General features: G+C 50.0%; 14 protein-coding genes. 11 read left to right on the plus strand and 3 right to left on the minus strand.

The genetic code is table 11. The features are described from left to right. Positions 1–26 precede the first annotated feature (26 nt). Together arcB and G441_RS19910 are read right to left on the minus strand one after the other, a co-directional pair. A complete protein-coding gene (arcB, locus tag G441_RS0108175) occupies positions 27–2,390 on the minus strand; it encodes an aerobic respiration two-component sensor histidine kinase ArcB (RefSeq protein WP_084407314.1) in 2,364 nt (787 codons plus the stop codon). Positions 2,391–2,484: 94 nt separating this feature from the next. Further along, complete coding sequence (locus G441_RS19910; RefSeq protein WP_034474713.1) at positions 2,485–3,312, minus strand: N-acetylmuramoyl-L-alanine amidase; 828 nt, start codon at positions 3,310–3,312, stop codon at positions 2,485–2,487. A 569-nt stretch (positions 3,313–3,881) separates the two neighbouring features. On the opposite strand from G441_RS19910, the gene gltB reads away from it, so the two are divergent. Both gltB and G441_RS0108190 read left to right on the plus strand, forming a co-directional pair. Then, a complete protein-coding gene (gene gltB / locus G441_RS0108185; protein ID WP_026375898.1) occupies positions 3,882–8,348 on the plus strand; it encodes a glutamate synthase large subunit in 4,467 nt (1,488 codons plus the stop codon). A gap of 18 nt (positions 8,349–8,366) precedes the next feature. Then, on the plus strand, positions 8,367–9,782 hold the full coding sequence (locus G441_RS0108190; RefSeq protein ID WP_026375899.1) for an FAD-dependent oxidoreductase: 1,416 nt from the start codon (positions 8,367–8,369) through the stop codon (positions 9,780–9,782). A gap of 3 nt (positions 9,783–9,785) precedes the next feature. Here the strand turns inward: G441_RS0108190 and G441_RS0108195 are convergent, their stop codons facing one another. Then, positions 9,786–10,301 (minus strand): DUF2937 family protein, encoded by a 516-nt coding sequence (locus tag G441_RS0108195; protein ID WP_026375900.1) that lies wholly within the window; start codon positions 10,299–10,301, stop codon positions 9,786–9,788. A 106-nt stretch (positions 10,302–10,407) separates the two neighbouring features. Between G441_RS0108195 and G441_RS0108200 the strand changes: the two genes are divergently transcribed. From G441_RS0108200 to G441_RS0108240, 9 genes are all read left to right on the plus strand, one after another. Next, positions 10,408–10,758: a hypothetical protein gene (locus G441_RS0108200; protein WP_034474714.1), complete on the plus strand. Its 351-nt coding sequence runs from the start codon at positions 10,408–10,410 to the stop codon at positions 10,756–10,758. A gap of 109 nt (positions 10,759–10,867) precedes the next feature. Further along, complete coding sequence (locus G441_RS0108205) at positions 10,868–11,461, plus strand: DUF2726 domain-containing protein (RefSeq protein ID WP_026375902.1); 594 nt, start codon at positions 10,868–10,870, stop codon at positions 11,459–11,461. A 104-nt stretch (positions 11,462–11,565) separates the two neighbouring features. Next, the gene (locus G441_RS0108210; RefSeq protein WP_026375903.1) at positions 11,566–12,273 is read left to right on the plus strand and encodes a 5'-methylthioadenosine/adenosylhomocysteine nucleosidase; all 708 of its coding nucleotides are present in this window, start codon (positions 11,566–11,568) and stop codon (positions 12,271–12,273) included. Next, entirely contained in the window at positions 12,274–13,236 is a 963-nt protein-coding gene (locus tag G441_RS18265; RefSeq protein ID WP_051275433.1) for a cobalamin biosynthesis protein CobD/CbiB, read from the plus strand. Continuing rightward, positions 13,233–14,066, plus strand: coding sequence for a cobalamin-binding protein (locus G441_RS0108220; RefSeq protein ID WP_026375904.1), 834 nt, complete (start codon positions 13,233–13,235; stop codon positions 14,064–14,066). The genes G441_RS18265 and G441_RS0108220 overlap by 4 nt, the downstream gene beginning before the upstream one ends. 110 nt (positions 14,067–14,176) lie before the next feature. Then, positions 14,177–15,568, plus strand: a complete 1,392-nt coding sequence (gene ahcY, locus G441_RS0108225) for an adenosylhomocysteinase (RefSeq protein ID WP_026375905.1) — start codon at positions 14,177–14,179, stop codon at positions 15,566–15,568. A gap of 60 nt (positions 15,569–15,628) precedes the next feature. Beyond that, positions 15,629–16,000: a rhodanese-like domain-containing protein gene (locus G441_RS0108230; RefSeq protein ID WP_026375906.1), complete on the plus strand. Its 372-nt coding sequence runs from the start codon at positions 15,629–15,631 to the stop codon at positions 15,998–16,000. Positions 16,001–16,068: 68 nt separating this feature from the next. Beyond that, positions 16,069–16,479 (plus strand): DUF2721 domain-containing protein, encoded by a 411-nt coding sequence (locus G441_RS0108235; protein WP_026375907.1) that lies wholly within the window; start codon positions 16,069–16,071, stop codon positions 16,477–16,479. Beyond that, on the plus strand, positions 16,469–17,029 hold the full coding sequence (locus G441_RS0108240; RefSeq protein WP_034474715.1) for a GNAT family N-acetyltransferase: 561 nt from the start codon (positions 16,469–16,471) through the stop codon (positions 17,027–17,029). Before G441_RS0108235 ends, G441_RS0108240 begins: the two co-directional genes overlap by 11 nt. The last annotated feature ends 1 nt before the right edge of the window (position 17,030 follow it).

Below are 17,030 nucleotides of genomic sequence, written 5' to 3' on the forward strand. Positions count from 1 at the left end.
CAGTACTCCCATTGAAAAGTGGGGATTTAATCTTCGATTGCCTGTTCATTCAGCCAGTCGGACAGCTTCACCATGTCATGCTGAACCGCCATATTCAGTTCCTCCACCCAGTCGTGTACATTCTGCCACCAGGCCGGGTGATCACCCTGCTGGATCTGATTGGCAATACGCTGCACCCGCGACAGCCCAACCGAGCCCGCCGCGCCCTTAATTTTGTGGGCTTGAGAACACACTTCGTCTTTATCGTTAGCACTTAAGTTGGATTGCAGAATATCCATATAGTCAGGGATTTTCTCTTTGAACACGCCAACACTGGTACGCACCATATCTTCGCCAATGTTATCAACCAGCATCTGCAACATATCAATGTCCAGAATACTGTCCAGCTCACCGCTGGCCTTATTATTCTCCTGGGGTTCAATTAACACTGCAGGCTCCTCATGGAATAACGCATTGAACACTTCTATCACGCGACTTTTCTTAATTGGCTTGGCAATAACGTCGTCCATGCCATTTTGCAAATACTCTTCGCGGGTTTTTATCACATTGGCGGTTAGCGCCACGATAGGGGTCTGCTCGACCAGACCTTCTTCGTGCAATATGTTGGCGATATCAAATCCGGTCATATCCGGCAGCTGAATATCAAGCAAAATAAGATCGTAGGTTTTGCTTCGCGCCATGCGCAACGCATCTTCGCCATTCATGGCCACTTCTACAGTTTGCCCGAGCTTCTCCAGTAACGCCTTGGCGACCATAACATTTAATTCAATATCCTCAACCAACAGGATATTCAGCCCGGTCACCTGCAGTTCTTCACGCTGCATGGGCTTGTTGCTTATTGCCAGTGGTAATTCGACCACAAAGCAGGTGCCGACACCGACTTTACTCTGTACGTCGATGGAACCATCCATTCGGCTCACCATTTCTTTAGAAATAGCCAAACCTATCCCGGTTCCCGTTGCAGTCTGATGTTCTGGCCGATCGACCTGATAATACATAGCAAAAATTTTATCCAGTTCGTTTTCCGGAATACCCACGCCGGTATCCTGGATTTTGAAACGCACGATAGAAATACCGGGCCCACCATCTCGGGCGTCGACACTGAGGCTGACTTTACCTTTTTGGGTGAATTTCACGGCGTTAAACAAAAGATTCCACAAAATCTGGCGAAGACGTGTACCGTCTACCTCAACGTGTGCTGGCAGCGGGTCGATGATTTGCGTCTCGAAGGCCAACGATTTGTCTTCCGCCAGCAAGCGAATAATGGAGGCCAGTTCATTGGAAAAATCACGAATGGACACCGTCTTAAGGCTTAGCTCAAGCTTGTCTCGGTCCAGTCTGTCTAAATCAATAATATCGTTAAAGATGTTACCCAGTGTGATGGCACTGGCATAAATCGTACTGACCCAGGCGAACTGCTCTTTGCTCAGCTGCGTATCACGCAGCATTCTGCTCAGGCCCACAATACCATTCAATGGCGTGCGCAATTCGTGACTGATTGTGGCAATGAATTTGGTTTTATCCTGGCTTGCCTTGCTGACGGCATTTTCAGCTTGCTTACGTTCAGTAATGTCCCGTCCAAAGGCGAGCAAGCCAAGACGCTGTCCATCATGGTCAAAAAACGGCACTTTACGCATTTCGAAATAACGGCGTCGGCCGTCGGCAAAACGCAGCCAAAGCTCTTCAGTAATACTGGCATTTGATTCGAGCACTTCGTGATCGCTGGCCACCACCTGTTTGGCCAGATCTTCGTCATAGACCTCATGCGGAGTCAGTCCAATCAGTTCTTCCTGGGATTTGCCAGTCAACTGTTCCGCGACCTTATTACAACCAGCAAAACGGCCCTGTTCATTACGGTAATAAATCAGGTCCGGGGACGCATCAATAATCGATTTTAACAACGTCGACAAGCGTCTTGCTTCTTGTTCCTGCTGGGTTTTTTCACGGATTTCCTTTTCCAGGTCAGCGAACACACTTTCCCGTTCCAACTGCGCGTTTTTACGCTGTTCAATCTCGTGATTTAGCTGCTTTATGTTGTTTTGCAACTCACGGTTGAGCAGTACATCTTCGTCCCTGAGACTTTCTAATTGCGCGACAACGTCTTTAAGGTTGTGGCGTGACTGCTCCAGCTGTTTCACCAGTTCACTGAAGAAATACAGTACCCAGGGCGCACTCAGCATTGTCAGAATGACCGCGCTGACGAAATCGTCCGGTGCCACCTCGCTTCCCAGACTTCGTCTGATGAGGTATGAACCGCCTAACGTAAAAGCAAGGGTCAGAAAGACAAACAGCACACTGACTTTCAGCGTGCCAAAGCGCTCCACAAATTGTGCAAATCGGATAGCCCAGGAATCGCCGGGTGAGCCTGAGGGAGTCGAACTGGTCTGCATATAATCTCTGCAAGGTAGTAGCGAAGTGCGAGCCATGCTAGCAAGTTTCGCTAACGCGTCAACTCCGGCCAGACGATCCCGGGCAGCATATTGCCTAGGTTAAGTACTTGCTACTGACCCAACCTTTGAGGGTAAATTCAACCTGGCTCCATCCCTGTTTTTGCTGCAACACCTTGACATTGGTTCCCAACGAAAGTGGCTCGGTAACTTTATCAAACTGTGCGCCGGGCCCCTCCCGCACGTTAAGGCGACTGGCGTTAACCAGTTTTGAGGTAGCTTCAAACACGCTATCATCCTGACCGTCATCGGCTCTTTCTTTGTCTAACATGGCGCGCAGTTTGTCTAGCGGAAATGCTGGACCGGGATCAACCTTCCGTTTTGGCGATATCTCCTCATGCCCGACGATAGTGTCAATTCCGTAAGCGTTACACAGGCTTTGACACACGGCGAAGGTTGCTTTGATCTGCTCCTCGGTATAGGCATGCCAATAGGTTTCCGTTTTTTGGTTTCGATGCACTCCGCAAAATACATCTTCACCGGAATAGGCACGATTAAACCAAGATAGAAACTGTCCCTGACCATTTGGCGTGAGCTCCCCCGCATTATCCAGCTCAATACCGATGGAAAAACGGTTCAGTCCACTGCGGCCCTGCCAGCTGCTTTTTCCCGCATGCCAGGCCACCATGTCGAATGGTACTAATTGCACAATCGCTCCATCACGGCCAATCACAAGATGCGCAGAAACCGAATTGTCAGGATCGCACAGGGTTCTTACGGCAGACTCTACACTGCTGCCCGCAGTAAAATGGATCACCAGAGTATCAGCCTGCCCTGCCGCAAACCGCCCGCCGGTATTAGGCGAGGACTCAAATGTCACCGATGGGCCAACTAACTTATTATCTTCCACTTGATAATCAGACATATTCCATTGCTCCAGTGATGGCCATATTCCTTTAAAACTGTAGTCGATATTGTTGATTTGTCTGAGCCGATATTAATGTCGAAGGGCATACTTTCGGCTTGAGTGAATAATTATTCGATAAAGAGCCATGTTTTCCGAATAAAAAGCAGATATATGCCGATAATTTACGAATCTTTTATAATAATTTCACAATTCTTATCTTTTCAGAAACCGTTATTGAATTACACCATACTTTAGACATAACCTGTTGATATAAATAACTATTACTTATCTTCTAGACCACTAACTCGCGTTCACCTATGGTATTAGACTTAGAACCAATTGATTTCTAATTATGAACTGGGTATGTTGTACGGCCCGCTTGGTAAAAATGCATAAAAATTCGATACACACCCTGTATCTTCTAAAAATAATAAGACGACAAGAAAACACCCTACGCTGAACCGTGCCGACACGAAAAGAGCACACAGCGTAAAGGCAGCGATCCCTGCCCTCACGCGGAGCAACAAAGCGCCACACAAGCAAGTGCGTTTACCGCGACTAGACAGGCGGTTGAAGGAGAGACATATATGAAATTGTATAATCCCAATGATTCTCGGGATAATTGCGGGTTTGGTCTTATTGCACACACCCAGGGCGAGCCCAGTCACAGGCTGGTGAGTACCGCCATTAAAGCACTGGATCGCATGCAGCATCGAGGCGGCATCGCCGCCGATGGTAAAACCGGCGATGGCTGCGGTTTGCTATTACAGAAGCCGGACGCATTTTTTCATCACATTGCCGAAGAGCAAGGCTGGAAGTTAGGAAAAAAATACGGCGTTGGCATGATTTTTCTCAGCCAGGACCCTGAACTAGCCGAACAGGGTCGTCAGGCCATTAACGAAGAACTGGCCCGTGAGACGCTGACCGTGCTTGGCTGGCGCACCGTGCCTACCAACCCTAGCGTGTTGGGCGATCTGGCAAAAACCGGCTTACCGCAAATCGAACAGGTATTTGTGAATGCGCCACCAGGATGGCGAAAGCGTGACCTTGAACGTCGCTTATTTATGGCCAGACGCCGTGCGGAAAAGCGCATGGAGCATGACGCGGACTTCTACATTGCCTGTTTGTCGGCATTGGTAACGATTTATAAGGGGCTAGTGATGCCCCGAGATTTGCCAGCCTTCTATCTGGATTTGGCCGACGAGCGCATGCAGTCAGCCATATGTGTTTTCCATCAACGCTTTTCTACTAACACATTACCGCGCTGGCCTTTGGCTCAGCCGTTTCGTTTTCTTGCCCATAATGGTGAAATTAACACCATTCGCGGTAACCGGGACTGGGCCATGGCCCGTACCGCAAAATTCAGTACTCCTTTGTTGCCTGATCTGAAAGAAGCAGCGCCGTTCGTCAATATGGAAGGCTCTGACTCATCGTCGCTGGATAATATGCTTGAGCTATTTTTGGCCGGCGGCATGGATTTATTCCGCGCTATGCGTCTGCTGGTGCCACCAGCATATCAAAATAACGACACCATGGACCCGGAGCTTCGCGCGTTTTACGAGTTCAACTCGATGCATATGGAGCCTTGGGATGGACCAGCGGGTATTGTATTAACAAATGGCCGCCATGTTGCCTGTAATCTGGACCGCAACGGTTTGCGTCCTGCTCGCTACGTTATCACCAAAGACGGCTTGATTACCCTGGCGTCGGAAGTCGGTATATGGGACTACCAGCCGCAGGATGTCATTGAAAAAGGCAGGGTTGGCCCCGGCGAGATGCTAGCTGTCGATACCTACACAGGGAAAATCTGGCGCTCCAACGAAATCGATCAAGATCTCAAAGAGCGCCACCCCTATCAGGAATGGCTAACAAACCATATCAAGCGCCTCACACCGATAGAAAAAACCGACTCGTCGCTGATTGGTAAGCGCGTTTTTAACGACGATATGATGGCCACGTTCCACAAGCTGTTCAATTACAGTTATGAGGAACTGCATCAGGTAGTCAAGGTACTGGCTAAAGATGGCCAGGAGGCGGTAGGCTCGATGGGCGATGATACGCCCATGGCGGTGATGTCGTCCAAACAGCGCACCTTGTATGACTATTTTAGACAACAGTTTGCTCAGGTGACCAATCCACCCATTGATCCTCTGCGTGAAAATCATGTGATGTCACTGGCGACCTGTATCGGCCGTGAGCAAAACGTATTCAGTGAAACGTCTGGCTATGCCAACCGCGTACTGTTCGATTCACCCATTCTGATGTACACCGATCTACAGCAGTTGCGGGACTTTGACCCGGAGCATTATTACTCAGAAAAAGTTGAACTGAATTACCTGCCTGAAGAGGGCCTGAAAAAGGCCATCGAACGCATCTGTAATGAGGTGGAGTATCTGGTTAAACAAAAGCATGCCGCTTTTGTGGTGTTATCTGACCGGGATATCAAACCCAATAAGTTACCGATACCGGCAGCGATGGCGGTCGGAGCTGTGCAGCGCCGGCTGGTTGAAAAGTCACTGCGTTGCGATTGCAATATCGTCGTAGAAACCGCATCAGCCAGAGATCCGCATCATTTTGCTGTCCTGATTGGTCTGGGTGCCACAGCAATCTATCCCTTCCTGGCCTATGAAAGCATTGAACAGATGGTCGAGAACAAAGAGCTCGACATCAGTGCGCTGGACGCAGTAATCAATTATCGCAAAGGCATCAATAAAGGTCTGTACAAGATCATGTCGAAGATGGGCATCAGTACCGTTGCCAGCTATCGCAGCTCCAAGCTGTTTGAAGCCGTAGGCATTAACAGCGACGTCATGGAACTGTGCTTTAAGGGTATGCCCAGCCGCATCCAGGGAGCTGGCTTTGAAGACTTCGAACAGGACCAGATTAACTTATCCAGAATAGCCTGGCTGAAACGCAAAAAAATGAGTCACGGCGGACTTCTCAAGTATGTACATAACGGCGAATATCATGCATACAATCCGGATGTAGTTCAGAGCCTGCAAAAAGCGGTGGTCAGCGGTAACTACGACGATTACAAGGTATTTTCGAATCTGGTTAACGAGCGTGCACCATCCCACCTGCGCGATCTGTTAGGTATCGTTACACGACAAAACAGTATCGATATTGAAGATGTAGAACCAGCCGAAAATCTTTATCCACGCTTTGATACCGCGGCGATGTCCATAGGTGCACTCAGTCCAGAGGCCCACGAAGCACTTGCTATTGCGATGAACCGCCTGGGCGGTCAATCAAACTCTGGCGAGGGTGGTGAAGATCCGGAACGTTTCAATACCGAGAAGAATTCCAAGATCAAGCAGGTTGCCTCTGGCCGTTTCGGTGTGACGCCACACTATTTGTCCAACGCCAGTGTGATTCAAATCAAGGTTGCCCAGGGTGCCAAGCCCGGCGAAGGTGGACAATTGCCAGGTGATAAGGTCAATCAGTATATTGCAGAGTTACGCTATTCGGTGCCAGGCGTAACGCTGATTTCACCTCCGCCTCATCATGACATCTATTCGATAGAAGATTTGGCACAGCTGATATTTGATCTCAAGCAGGTCAATCCACAGGCGCTGATATCCGTCAAACTGGTATCTGAGCCAGGCGTGGGTACGATCGCGACCGGTGTGGCAAAGGCCTACGCAGACCTGATTACGATTTCAGGTTATGACGGCGGCACGGGTGCCAGTCCGTTAACATCAGTCAAGTATGCCGGCAGTCCGTTTGAGCTGGGTTTGGCAGAAACACAGCAAGCACTGGTTGAGAACGGTTTACGGCATAAAGTCAGGGTGCAAACAGATGGCGGACTCAAGACCGGGTTGGATGTGGTCAAAGCCGCGATGCTTGGCGCAGAAAGCTTTGGTTTCGGCACCGGCCCCATGGTGGCGCTGGGCTGCAAGTACCTGCGTATCTGCCATTTGAACAATTGCGCGACCGGTGTGGCCACGCAAGATGAAAAACTGCGTGATAACTACTTCATTGGCTTGCCAGAGATGGTCATGAACTACTTCAAGTTCATCGCTCAGGAAGTGCGCGAAATTATGGCATCGCTGGGCGTAAGCCGGTTTGAAGATTTAGTCGGACGTACTGATCTGCTGCAAGTGATTGAGGGCTACACCGCGAAACAAAATCGTCTGGATTTGTCTCCACTTTTAGCTAAGTCAGAAGCCGGCAACCACACCAGGCTGTTCTGCTCTGAGACCACCAATGCGCCGGCAGATAAAGGCGAGCTCAATCTGGCTATTTTGGCAAAGGCCCAGAAAGCCATCGCAAGCAAATCCGGTGCATCATTGAAATTTGATATCCGAAATACAGACCGCTCGGTAGGCGCATTGGTATCCGGAGAAATTGCCAAACAGCATGGCAATATGGGTATGCACGACCACCCTGTGCGAATTGAATTGCACGGCACCGCTGGACAGAGTTTTGGCGTGTGGAACGCAGGCGGACTTGAGATGCGCCTGATCGGCGATGCCAATGACTATGTCGGTAAAGGCATGGCTGGCGGCAAATTGGTCATTCATCCACCGGCGGGTGTCGATTATGATCCGCATACAAGTGCGATTATGGGTAACACCTGTTTATACGGTGCCACCGGCGGCAAATTATTTGCAGCGGGTCGTGCCGGAGAGCGCTTTGCCGTACGTAACTCGGGCGCTATTGCGGTGGTCGAAGGCACCGGCGATAACGGCTGTGAATACATGACAGGCGGTATTGTGGCCGTACTTGGCCCAGTGGGTATTAACTTTGGCGCCGGTATGACAGGCGGATTTGCCTATCTGTTCGATGAACACAATGACCTCGACAATCGAGTAAACAAAGAATTGGTGGAAATTCTGGATATTGGCGACAAGGTCATACTGTCAGAGCATTTACGCGGATTGATTAATCAGCATTATGAAGAAACCGGTAGCGAGCATGCGCTGCAACTGCTGACGAATTTTGGCGAGCTGCTGACGCGCTTTAAATTAATTAAACCGAAAACCAGCGACGTCAAAAATCTGCTTGGTCACATTAGCCGCTCAAGCGCTGAACTGCGCGTTCAGGCACAGTAGTAGGAGGGCTTACGCGAGATGGCAAAAAACGTATATCAGTTCGTCGATGTTGAACGCATTGACCCACCGAAAAAGCCGATTTCTGTGCGCAGATCAGACTTTGGTGAAATCTATCAACCTCTCTCTCAGTCACAGACTGAGGGACAGGCAGACCGCTGTCTGGATTGCGGAAATCCCTATTGTGAGTGGAAATGTCCGGTACATAACTTTATCCCACAGTGGCTGAGCCTGGCTAACGAGGGGAAAATCCTTGAAGCAGCAGAGTTATCTCACCAGACTAACAGTCTGCCTGAAGTTTGCGGGCGCGTCTGCCCACAAGACCGCCTGTGTGAAGGTGCATGTACGTTGAACGATGAATTTGGTGCCGTCACCATTGGCAGCATCGAAAAGTACATCACCGATACCGCTTTTAAAATGGGTTGGCGTCCCGACATGTCCGGCGTTATTCCAACCAATAAGAAAGTCGCGATCGTGGGTGCGGGGCCGGCAGGCCTGGCATGTGCCGATATTCTGGTACGTAACGGCGTCAAACCCGTGGTGTTCGATCGCTATGAGGAAATAGGCGGGCTGCTGACCTACGGGATACCATCGTTTAAGTTGGAAAAAGAGGTGGTGCAGTTACGTCGACAGATTTTCACTGAAATGGGTGTAGAGTTCGTTCTGAACACCGAGATCGGTAAAGACATACCCTTTCAGCAGCTGATGGACGACTATGATGCCGTATTTCTTGGCATGGGAACCTATACCGCCATGAAAGGTGGCTTCAAACATGAATCTGCACCCGGCGTGTATGAAGCCCTGCCCTTCCTGATTGCTAACACCAAGCGCGTGATGGGACAGGAAAAAAATCCGTCTGAATACATCGACATGCGCGGCAAACGCGTTGTCGTGCTTGGCGGTGGCGATACTACGATGGACTGCGTGCGCACCTCTGTGCGCCAGGGTGCTGAGAGTGTTATATGCGCTTATCGTCGTGATGAGCAAAGCATGCCGGGCTCTCGTCGCGAGGTCGTCAACGCGCGCGAGGAAGGTGTCGAATTTCAGTTTAATCTGCAGCCGCTGGATATCGTGCTGAACGACAAGGGCGAAGCCTGTGGCGTGAAGCTGGTCAAAACCGAAATGGGAGAGCCTGATGCACAGGGGCGTCGCCGACCGGTTGAAGTACCGGATTCAGAACACGTGCTTGAGGCCGATGCGGTGATTATCGCCTTTGGCTTCTCACCCAGTCCGGCCGGTTGGTTTTCTGACTATGGCATCGTACTGGATGAAAAAGGCCGCGTGCGCGCCCCGGCGCAGGGCAAGTATCCATTCCAGACATCCAATCCGAAGATCTTCTCCGGTGGTGACATGGTGCGTGGCTCAGACCTCGTTGTCACGGCCATCGACGAAGGCCGCAAAGCAGCTGACGGCATTCTCGATTATCTGGGTGTATAGTCACTATCTAATCATGGGCGAACGTTTGCGTCGCCCTGTGATTGCTATCTTCATTATCCAGATTGAGCCGTCACCTAATACAGCAAACAGCAATGCCATTATTAGCCCAACGGCGACCGCTTCAGGCGTAAGCAGCACCACATAGCTATAGACTTCACGCGTACGTTGTAGAATGTCAACATCAGCATTGCTGGCAATGACCCATATTTGAGTCACTAAGGGCGCATCGAGTTGTGTTAAGTGTGTCTTTAGTCGCTGATTACGCAGCATGATGTTTTCAATATTATCCGCATCGCTGACAAACACGCGGTCCTTGCTGCTTCGATAATGTGCAATCAGGCGCAGCAGACTGCCATCAAAATAACGGTCAGCGGTGTCCTGAAAGCCTGACAAATTTTGCTGTGATTCGCGCCACTGCGCATCTACCCGTTTAACATATTGGTCGATGAACCCTGGCACCTGAATACCGCCTAGCAGCCCCGCGCCGAAAATCATCAGGCGCAAATAGTGTCTGAACATCAATACCTCACTGACAGCCGGCATACCTTAAAGCGTAGCCATCTGCTTGCCCATGCCTGTTTGACACTCTATATTGATGGATAGGTAATCACAAACAGGATTGGTAATGAGCACCACGTGTCGCGCATCTTCACTTACTGCACTATGTCTATTGGCAAGCTACGCAGCGTCTGCACAGATGGAAACGCAAACGTGTCCGAGTGCGTTTCATGACCTGCCTTTGCACCAAAGTGCCAGACTTTGTCAGACTTTTGACGATACGGTCCCTGCCAGTCTGGTCTATCACGCGGATGTGCTGCCTTCTGAAGCTGCGGATTTCTACAGCCAGCAAAACAACTTCACGTTCACCTCAGCCAGTGTCAAAGGACGCACCGTGCTGACTACCGATAATCAGGACAAGATTGTGGTCATCTCTGCCGATGGCGATGGCGCTCAGATCGATATTCTGATCAAATAATTTCCGCCAGCCAGTGCTTAGCTGGCACCAAGTTTGCTCAGTTCCATATAGACGCGTGAAACACACTCAAAGCGTCAAATTTTTGTCGTTGATTTTACGAGGTAGACAAATGGAACTCGCCATTATTTTAATGATGTTGTTGATTGTGGTTGCCATCGGCGCCATCAAACTGAGCGATCAGGGTCTGTCTTTTCCCTTTAAACGCAGAACACAGTTGCTCACTCCCGTTGAACGCAGCTTCCTTGAACTGTTGGAAAGAGCGGTCGGAAACAAATTCCGCATCATGTGTCGGGTCAGGCTCACGGACATTATCAGCCTGCGTCAGTCGACCAATAAAAAACAGGGCAAAGTTGCACTGTCCAGAGCCAATGGCAAACATCTGGACTTCGTGCTGTGCTCACGTACAGACATGAGCCCCATCGTGGCCATTGATTTAGTCCATAACGCTGGAAAAGAGGGATACAAAACCAATCGTGATTGGTTTATCAGCGGTACGCTGGATGCAGCGAAGATCCCACATGTGCGTATCAAGGTTAAATCAGGCTACACAGTGGAAGATATTCGTGGTGTGATTGATGCCAAGCTGGCGCCGTTGAGACGCGTCGATACCAGCTTGCCAGCACTGGATGCCCCCACACCCAAGATGAATGATAAAAAGCGGCCAACCAGACCGATTCGCTCTTCACGACCGGTTGCCGCCTGACGCTCAAATGTTACCTGTCCGGATCGCATCCAGCGATCCGACATGCATTCTTGCCCATAAGCGTATACACTGCGCGCCGAATTTAGATTAGGTACGCATAAACGATGAAAATTGGCATTCTGGGCGCCATGGATCAGGAGGTGTTGCTGCTCAAAGAACAGCTTACCAACGTGACTGTATCCGAGTACGCCCATCTACAGTTTTATTCTGGAAAAATTCATGACACAGACGTTGTCGTAGTCAAATGTGGTATCGGTAAGGTCGCAGCCTCCGTTGCCACGACCGTGCTTATCGACCGTTTTGCGCCAGATTATGTGGTGAATACTGGCTCGGCCGGAGGCTTTGATAAAGATCTGGATATCGGCGATCTGGTCATCGCGGAAAACGTGCAGCATCATGACGTTGACGTGACCCATTTTGGTTACGAGCTTGGTCAGGTGTACGGCATGCCTGCGTTGTATCCTTGTGAAGAAAAGTTGATCCGGGCGGCAGAAAAAGCTGCCCAAGATGTGGTTCACGTAAAAAGTAAACGTGGCCTGATTTGCACCGGCGACAGCTTTATTGGTTGTGATGAAGCGGCATCCAGACTACGTTCGTTAATTCCGGACATGCGTGCTGTAGAGATGGAAGGCGCCGCGATCGGACAAACATGTTACATGCTGGACACGCCGTTTGTGGTTATACGCTCACTGTCAGATATCGCCGGAAAAACCTCGACAATGTCATTTAAGAGTTATATTGATATTGCAGCTAAACATTCGGCCGAACTGGTAATGTCAATGATCAAACAAATGGCAAACGAGGCGGTGTAATTGAACCCGCCAGATTTGCAACTCTGGCTTCACCCCACGCTGATTCCGGCGTGGGTGATCATCGGGGTATTCATCGCCGAAGCGATGCTACCCATCAGCGCCCGTTATCATCCGCTCACTATCATTCGTATTCTGGCTGACAGAATGGCTGCCAGGGTGCATCCCAGTACCCAACGCAGTGTCTCGCAGCAGAGAATTTCCGGCGCACTGGGTTTTATCGTTCTGCTGACACCGCTTATCCTGATCGTGGCACTATTCACCCATGTAGTGGAGTTTCCCCATCTTTTCGACGCGATTGTGTTATTTTTTGCTTGTGAATTCAGAACCTGTCGCAGACAGATGCAACGCATCATTCACGCCCTTGAGCACGAGCACAAATCGCTGGCAAGAGATCTGCTGTCGACGTTTGTATTGCGCCAGACAAACACACTTTCGCCATTGGGCATTGGCAAAGCTTCGCTAGAAAGCATGCTGCTGCGATTCAGCTACCAGGTCATCGCGCCGGTATTCTGGTACCTGCTGTTTGGCGCTGTTGCTGCGCTCAGCTATCGCATGTTGTATGAAGTGGCACAGATGTGGAATCGCCAACAGCTACGTTTTATACAGTACGGCGCGCCTATTCGATGGACCGTCAACTTGCTGCAGTGGCTGCCGAACCATGTGGCTGTTTTTATTGCAGCTATCGCAGGATCACCTCGTGGCGTATTATCAAGTCGCAAACCATCGGCTCCCTGTTTACGTGCGAAGCTGCTTGCAAAACTCGGCGGCGCATTGGAAGTAGAACTAGGTGGCCCGGCGTTTTATGACGGCATAAAACAACGACTGTCAAAAGTGGGCGGCACCAGACAAGTGGTGTTTTCCGATTTGCACAGAGGGCTTCAGAGCGTGCTGCGTATGCAAATGGTCTGCGCTGTATTGGTATTGCTGTTTTGCGCTATCCATTATGGTGCTCGCCATCTATGACAATGCGCAATGTCTTCATATCGCTGCTGTGCTGCCTGCTGGCTTGCTGCAGCAGCATTGCCAGCGCACAACGCATCGTCAGCCTTGCTCCCCATACCACTGAGTGGTTGTTTCAACTTGGATTAGGTGAACAGGTAGTAGGCGTCAGTGCATACAGTGACTACCCCGCTGAAGCAGCGCAGCTGCCCATAGTAGCAGACGCCAACGGCGTAAATTTTGAACAGCTGATCAGGTTACAGCCAGATATCGTTGTCGCCTGGCAAGGTGGCAATAAGCCACAGGATCTGGCCAGAATTACGCAGTTGGGCTTTACCGTATTTTCCTCCAACCCGCAGAAACCAGAAGATATTGGTCTGGAGCTGATAGAGCTTGGACAAATACTGGGGACAGAATCACAGGCGATAACTATCGCGCAAACACTAAATGACAACCTCAGTAGCGTGACAAAACGTTACGCACAATTACCGCCATCACGCATATTTTATTATCTATGGTCTACACCATTGATGTCGATTGGTCCGGATGCCTGGGCCAGTCATATACTGCATTTTTGCAATGCAGCGCAGATATTCAGCGATGCTGAAGTCGATTATCCGCAAGTGTCAGTCGAACAGGTTGTGCGCCGTCAACCTGACGTCATCATCGCCGCAAGTCACCAACCCGCAGCGCAACATCAACAGTTCTGGAGCCGCTGGCAGGACCTGCTTGATGTACCTCTTATCACCGTCAATCCAGACCTACTGCACCGCTTCACGCCAAGAATAGTTGAGGGTATCGAGCAGCTTTGCGACAGTATTCATCAAGCACAGTCATACACCGCCGATATCTGAGATTGGATAGGTGACTATCGTCTGTGAACCGAAGTCACTATACTACGTACAAATTGTCGTGCTGCGTCGCAGCCTCAACCTGATAAACAACTATGACGGCTACTGTATACATGAATCAAGAAAACCACGTAATGGCGACTGGAGACTACAAAGTCGCTGATATTTCGCTGGCCGACTGGGGTCGCAAAGAGCTGACAATCGCTGAAAGTGAGATGCCAGCTTTGATGAAGATCCGCGAAAAATATCGCGCCTCACAGCCTTTGAAAGGCGCTAAAATCCTCGGCTGTATTCACATGACCATACAAACCGGCGTACTGATTGAAACGCTGGTGGCGCTTGGTGCAGAGGTACGTTGGTCTTCTTGCAATATCTTTTCAACTCAGGATCACGCGGCGGCCGCCATTGTTGCGGCAGGTGTACCGGTCTTTGCCTGGAAAGGGGAGACCGAGGAAGAGTATGAATGGTGTCTAGAGCAAACTATCCTCAAGGATGGCAAGCCATGGGATGCCAATATGGTACTGGACGACGGTGGTGATCTGACTGAAATGCTACATGACAAGTACCCGCAGGTACTGGAAAACGTGCACGGCATCACCGAAGAAACAACCACAGGCGTACACCGTCTGCTGGACATGCTTGAACAGGGCACATTGAAGGTGCCAGCCATTAACGTTAACGACTCGGTGACCAAATCCAAGAACGACAATAAATATGGCTGTCGACACAGTCTGAATGACGCGATCAAACGTGCCACAGACCATTTGTTGTCAGGTAAAAAAGCATTAGTTATCGGTTACGGTGACGTAGGTAAAGGCTCGGCACTGTCGCTCAGACAGGAAGGCATGATCGTTAAGGTGACTGAGATTGATCCTATCTGTGCAATGCAAGCCTGTATGGATGGTTTCGAAGTGGTTTCTCCCTATAAAGGAGGCAACAACACAGGCAACGCCGCAGACGTAGACACTGCGTTGTTGCAAAACACTGACCTGCTGGTCACTACCACGGGCAACGTCAATGTGTGCGATGCAAACATGCTTGGCGCTCTAAAAGCCGGCGCAGTGGTGTGTAACATCGGCCACTTTGATAACGAAATTGATACCGCCTACATGCGTAAAAACTGGCGCTGGGAAGAAATCAAACCCCAGGTCCATAAAATCTATCGCTCTGATGAAGAACGCGATCATTTACTGCTTCTATCTGAAGGGCGATTGGTCAACCTGGGTAACGCCACCGGCCATCCGTCACGCATTATGGACGGCTCGTTTGCCAATCAGGTGCTAGCTCAGATTCACCTGTTCGGACAAGCTTTTGCATCACAAAGTGCCGATAAGCAGGCTGAACTGCTGCGCGTGGAAGTGTTGCCCAAGCAGCTTGATGAAGAAGTCGCTCGCTACATGGTAGAAGGCTTTGGCGGTGTATTAACACGCATGACTGAGCAGCAGGCCAAGTATATAGGCGTCTCTGTGGATGGTCCGTTTAAATCTGACGACTATCGTTACTAAATGTAGTAGCAACACCGACGAAGGGAGCGATGGCTCCCTTTTTTACCTTGAGGCAATGTTATGAAACGTTTGTTTATTTCTCTTCTCAGCATCGTTAGCGTCTGGGCAAGCGCCTCTGGCGTGCCAGACATTACTGCCCAGCAGTTGCTTGCACAAGATGCCAACGATCGATTGATCCTCGACGTACGAGGGCCGGATGAATATGCACAAGGTCACGTACCTGGTGCAATTAATATTCCGCACACAGAAATTGCCGAGCGACTGGATGAGATCCTGTCGCACAAGGATAAGCAGGTCGTCGTGTACTGTCGGTCTGGTTATCGAGCTGGCAAAGCGATTGATGTGTTACTTGAGAATAACTTCAGTCAGGTGCAACACCTTGAAGGCGATATGCTGAAGTGGCAAGAAGCAGAATTACCGTTGGAGAAATAATTTTTTTGTCCAACGTCATAGTGCGATACATTACCCCTGAGCATTTATAAACCACTCGGGCTGCCACGATGCAAATTGATCTCGCCACACCGGCAATGTTATTCCCGGCAATCTCACTGTTATTGTTGGCGTACACGAACCGATTTTTAACGCTGGCATCGGTGATCAGAAACTTTGCTGGTGAAGATGAAGACTCGGGTGTTAAACAGCAAATCAGCAATTTACGGCGACGAATTCAGCTGATCAAGCGCATGCAGGAAGCCGGTGCTGTCAGTTTTTTCCTGTGCGTAGTGGCAATGCTGGGCATTTATCTGCAATACCAGACGGTGGGCAGTTGGATTTTCGCTGCCAGTTTGGTCTGCCTGATGTATTCACTGTGGCTGTCGGTCCGAGAAATTCGCATCTCAGTGGAAGCGTTAGACGTCCATCTTGATACCTGTGGCTACCACACTTCAAATAAAAAAAATCATGCAAATTGATTATCAACCCTTAGGTGAATGTCATTACGAAGGCTTGCTAACGCTCGCTAACTTCGTACATGGCGATAATTATCTTGACCATGATGGTCTGACGGCACTACATAAAGCAAGCGTAAAAGACGGTGTGAATGTGAGCTGGGTTGCGCTTCAGGGCGATGACGTTGTTGGGTTTCGTCTGACCCAGGCGGCGGGCAACTGGTCGGTAGACAAATGGTGCACCCCGTCAGCATGGGGTGTACCTATCGAGGATGTCGCGTACTTTAAGTGCAATACCGTGTCGCCTGCTTTACAGGGCCATGGTATAGGCTCGACACTGCTATCATTGTCGATAGATAAACTCAAACAACAGGGCAGTCAGGCTGGGTTGGCGCACATCTGGCTGGCCAGTCCCGGTAATAGCGCGTTCAGATATTTCACCCGCTGCGGTGGCAGGCTGGTTAGAGAACACCCTAACAAGTGGCAAGAGCATTCTATTCACGACGGTTACCTGTGCCCTGTTTGCGGTGAGCTATGTCACTGTACTGCCGCTGAAATGATCATTACTTTCTAGC

The organism is Aestuariibacter salexigens DSM 15300, assembly GCF_000429145.1.
GTDB classification, from domain to species: Bacteria; Pseudomonadota; Gammaproteobacteria; order Enterobacterales; family Alteromonadaceae; genus Aestuariibacter; species Aestuariibacter salexigens.

What these genes read in the sequence shown, in the direction of transcription:
- arcB (WP_084407314.1), bottom strand. Translation starts at nt 2,390, where the DNA reads ATGCAGACCAGTTCGACTCCCTCAGGCTCACCCGGCGATTCCTGGGCT.
- G441_RS19910 (WP_034474713.1), bottom strand. Translation starts at nt 3,312, where the DNA reads ATGTCTGATTATCAAGTGGAAGATAATAAGTTAGTTGGCCCATCGGTG.
- gltB (WP_026375898.1), top strand. Translation starts at nt 3,882, where the DNA reads ATGAAATTGTATAATCCCAATGATTCTCGGGATAATTGCGGGTTTGGT.
- G441_RS0108190 (WP_026375899.1), top strand. Translation starts at nt 8,367, where the DNA reads ATGGCAAAAAACGTATATCAGTTCGTCGATGTTGAACGCATTGACCCA.
- G441_RS0108195 (WP_026375900.1), bottom strand. Translation starts at nt 10,301, where the DNA reads ATGTTCAGACACTATTTGCGCCTGATGATTTTCGGCGCGGGGCTGCTA.
- G441_RS0108200 (WP_034474714.1), top strand. Translation starts at nt 10,408, where the DNA reads ATGAGCACCACGTGTCGCGCATCTTCACTTACTGCACTATGTCTATTG.
- G441_RS0108205 (WP_026375902.1), top strand. Translation starts at nt 10,868, where the DNA reads ATGGAACTCGCCATTATTTTAATGATGTTGTTGATTGTGGTTGCCATC.
- G441_RS0108210 (WP_026375903.1), top strand. Translation starts at nt 11,566, where the DNA reads ATGAAAATTGGCATTCTGGGCGCCATGGATCAGGAGGTGTTGCTGCTC.
- G441_RS0108220 (WP_026375904.1), top strand. Translation starts at nt 13,233, where the DNA reads ATGACAATGCGCAATGTCTTCATATCGCTGCTGTGCTGCCTGCTGGCT.
- ahcY (WP_026375905.1), top strand. Translation starts at nt 14,177, where the DNA reads ATGAATCAAGAAAACCACGTAATGGCGACTGGAGACTACAAAGTCGCT.
- G441_RS0108230 (WP_026375906.1), top strand. Translation starts at nt 15,629, where the DNA reads ATGAAACGTTTGTTTATTTCTCTTCTCAGCATCGTTAGCGTCTGGGCA.
- G441_RS0108235 (WP_026375907.1), top strand. Translation starts at nt 16,069, where the DNA reads ATGCAAATTGATCTCGCCACACCGGCAATGTTATTCCCGGCAATCTCA.
- G441_RS0108240 (WP_034474715.1), top strand. Translation starts at nt 16,469, where the DNA reads ATGCAAATTGATTATCAACCCTTAGGTGAATGTCATTACGAAGGCTTG.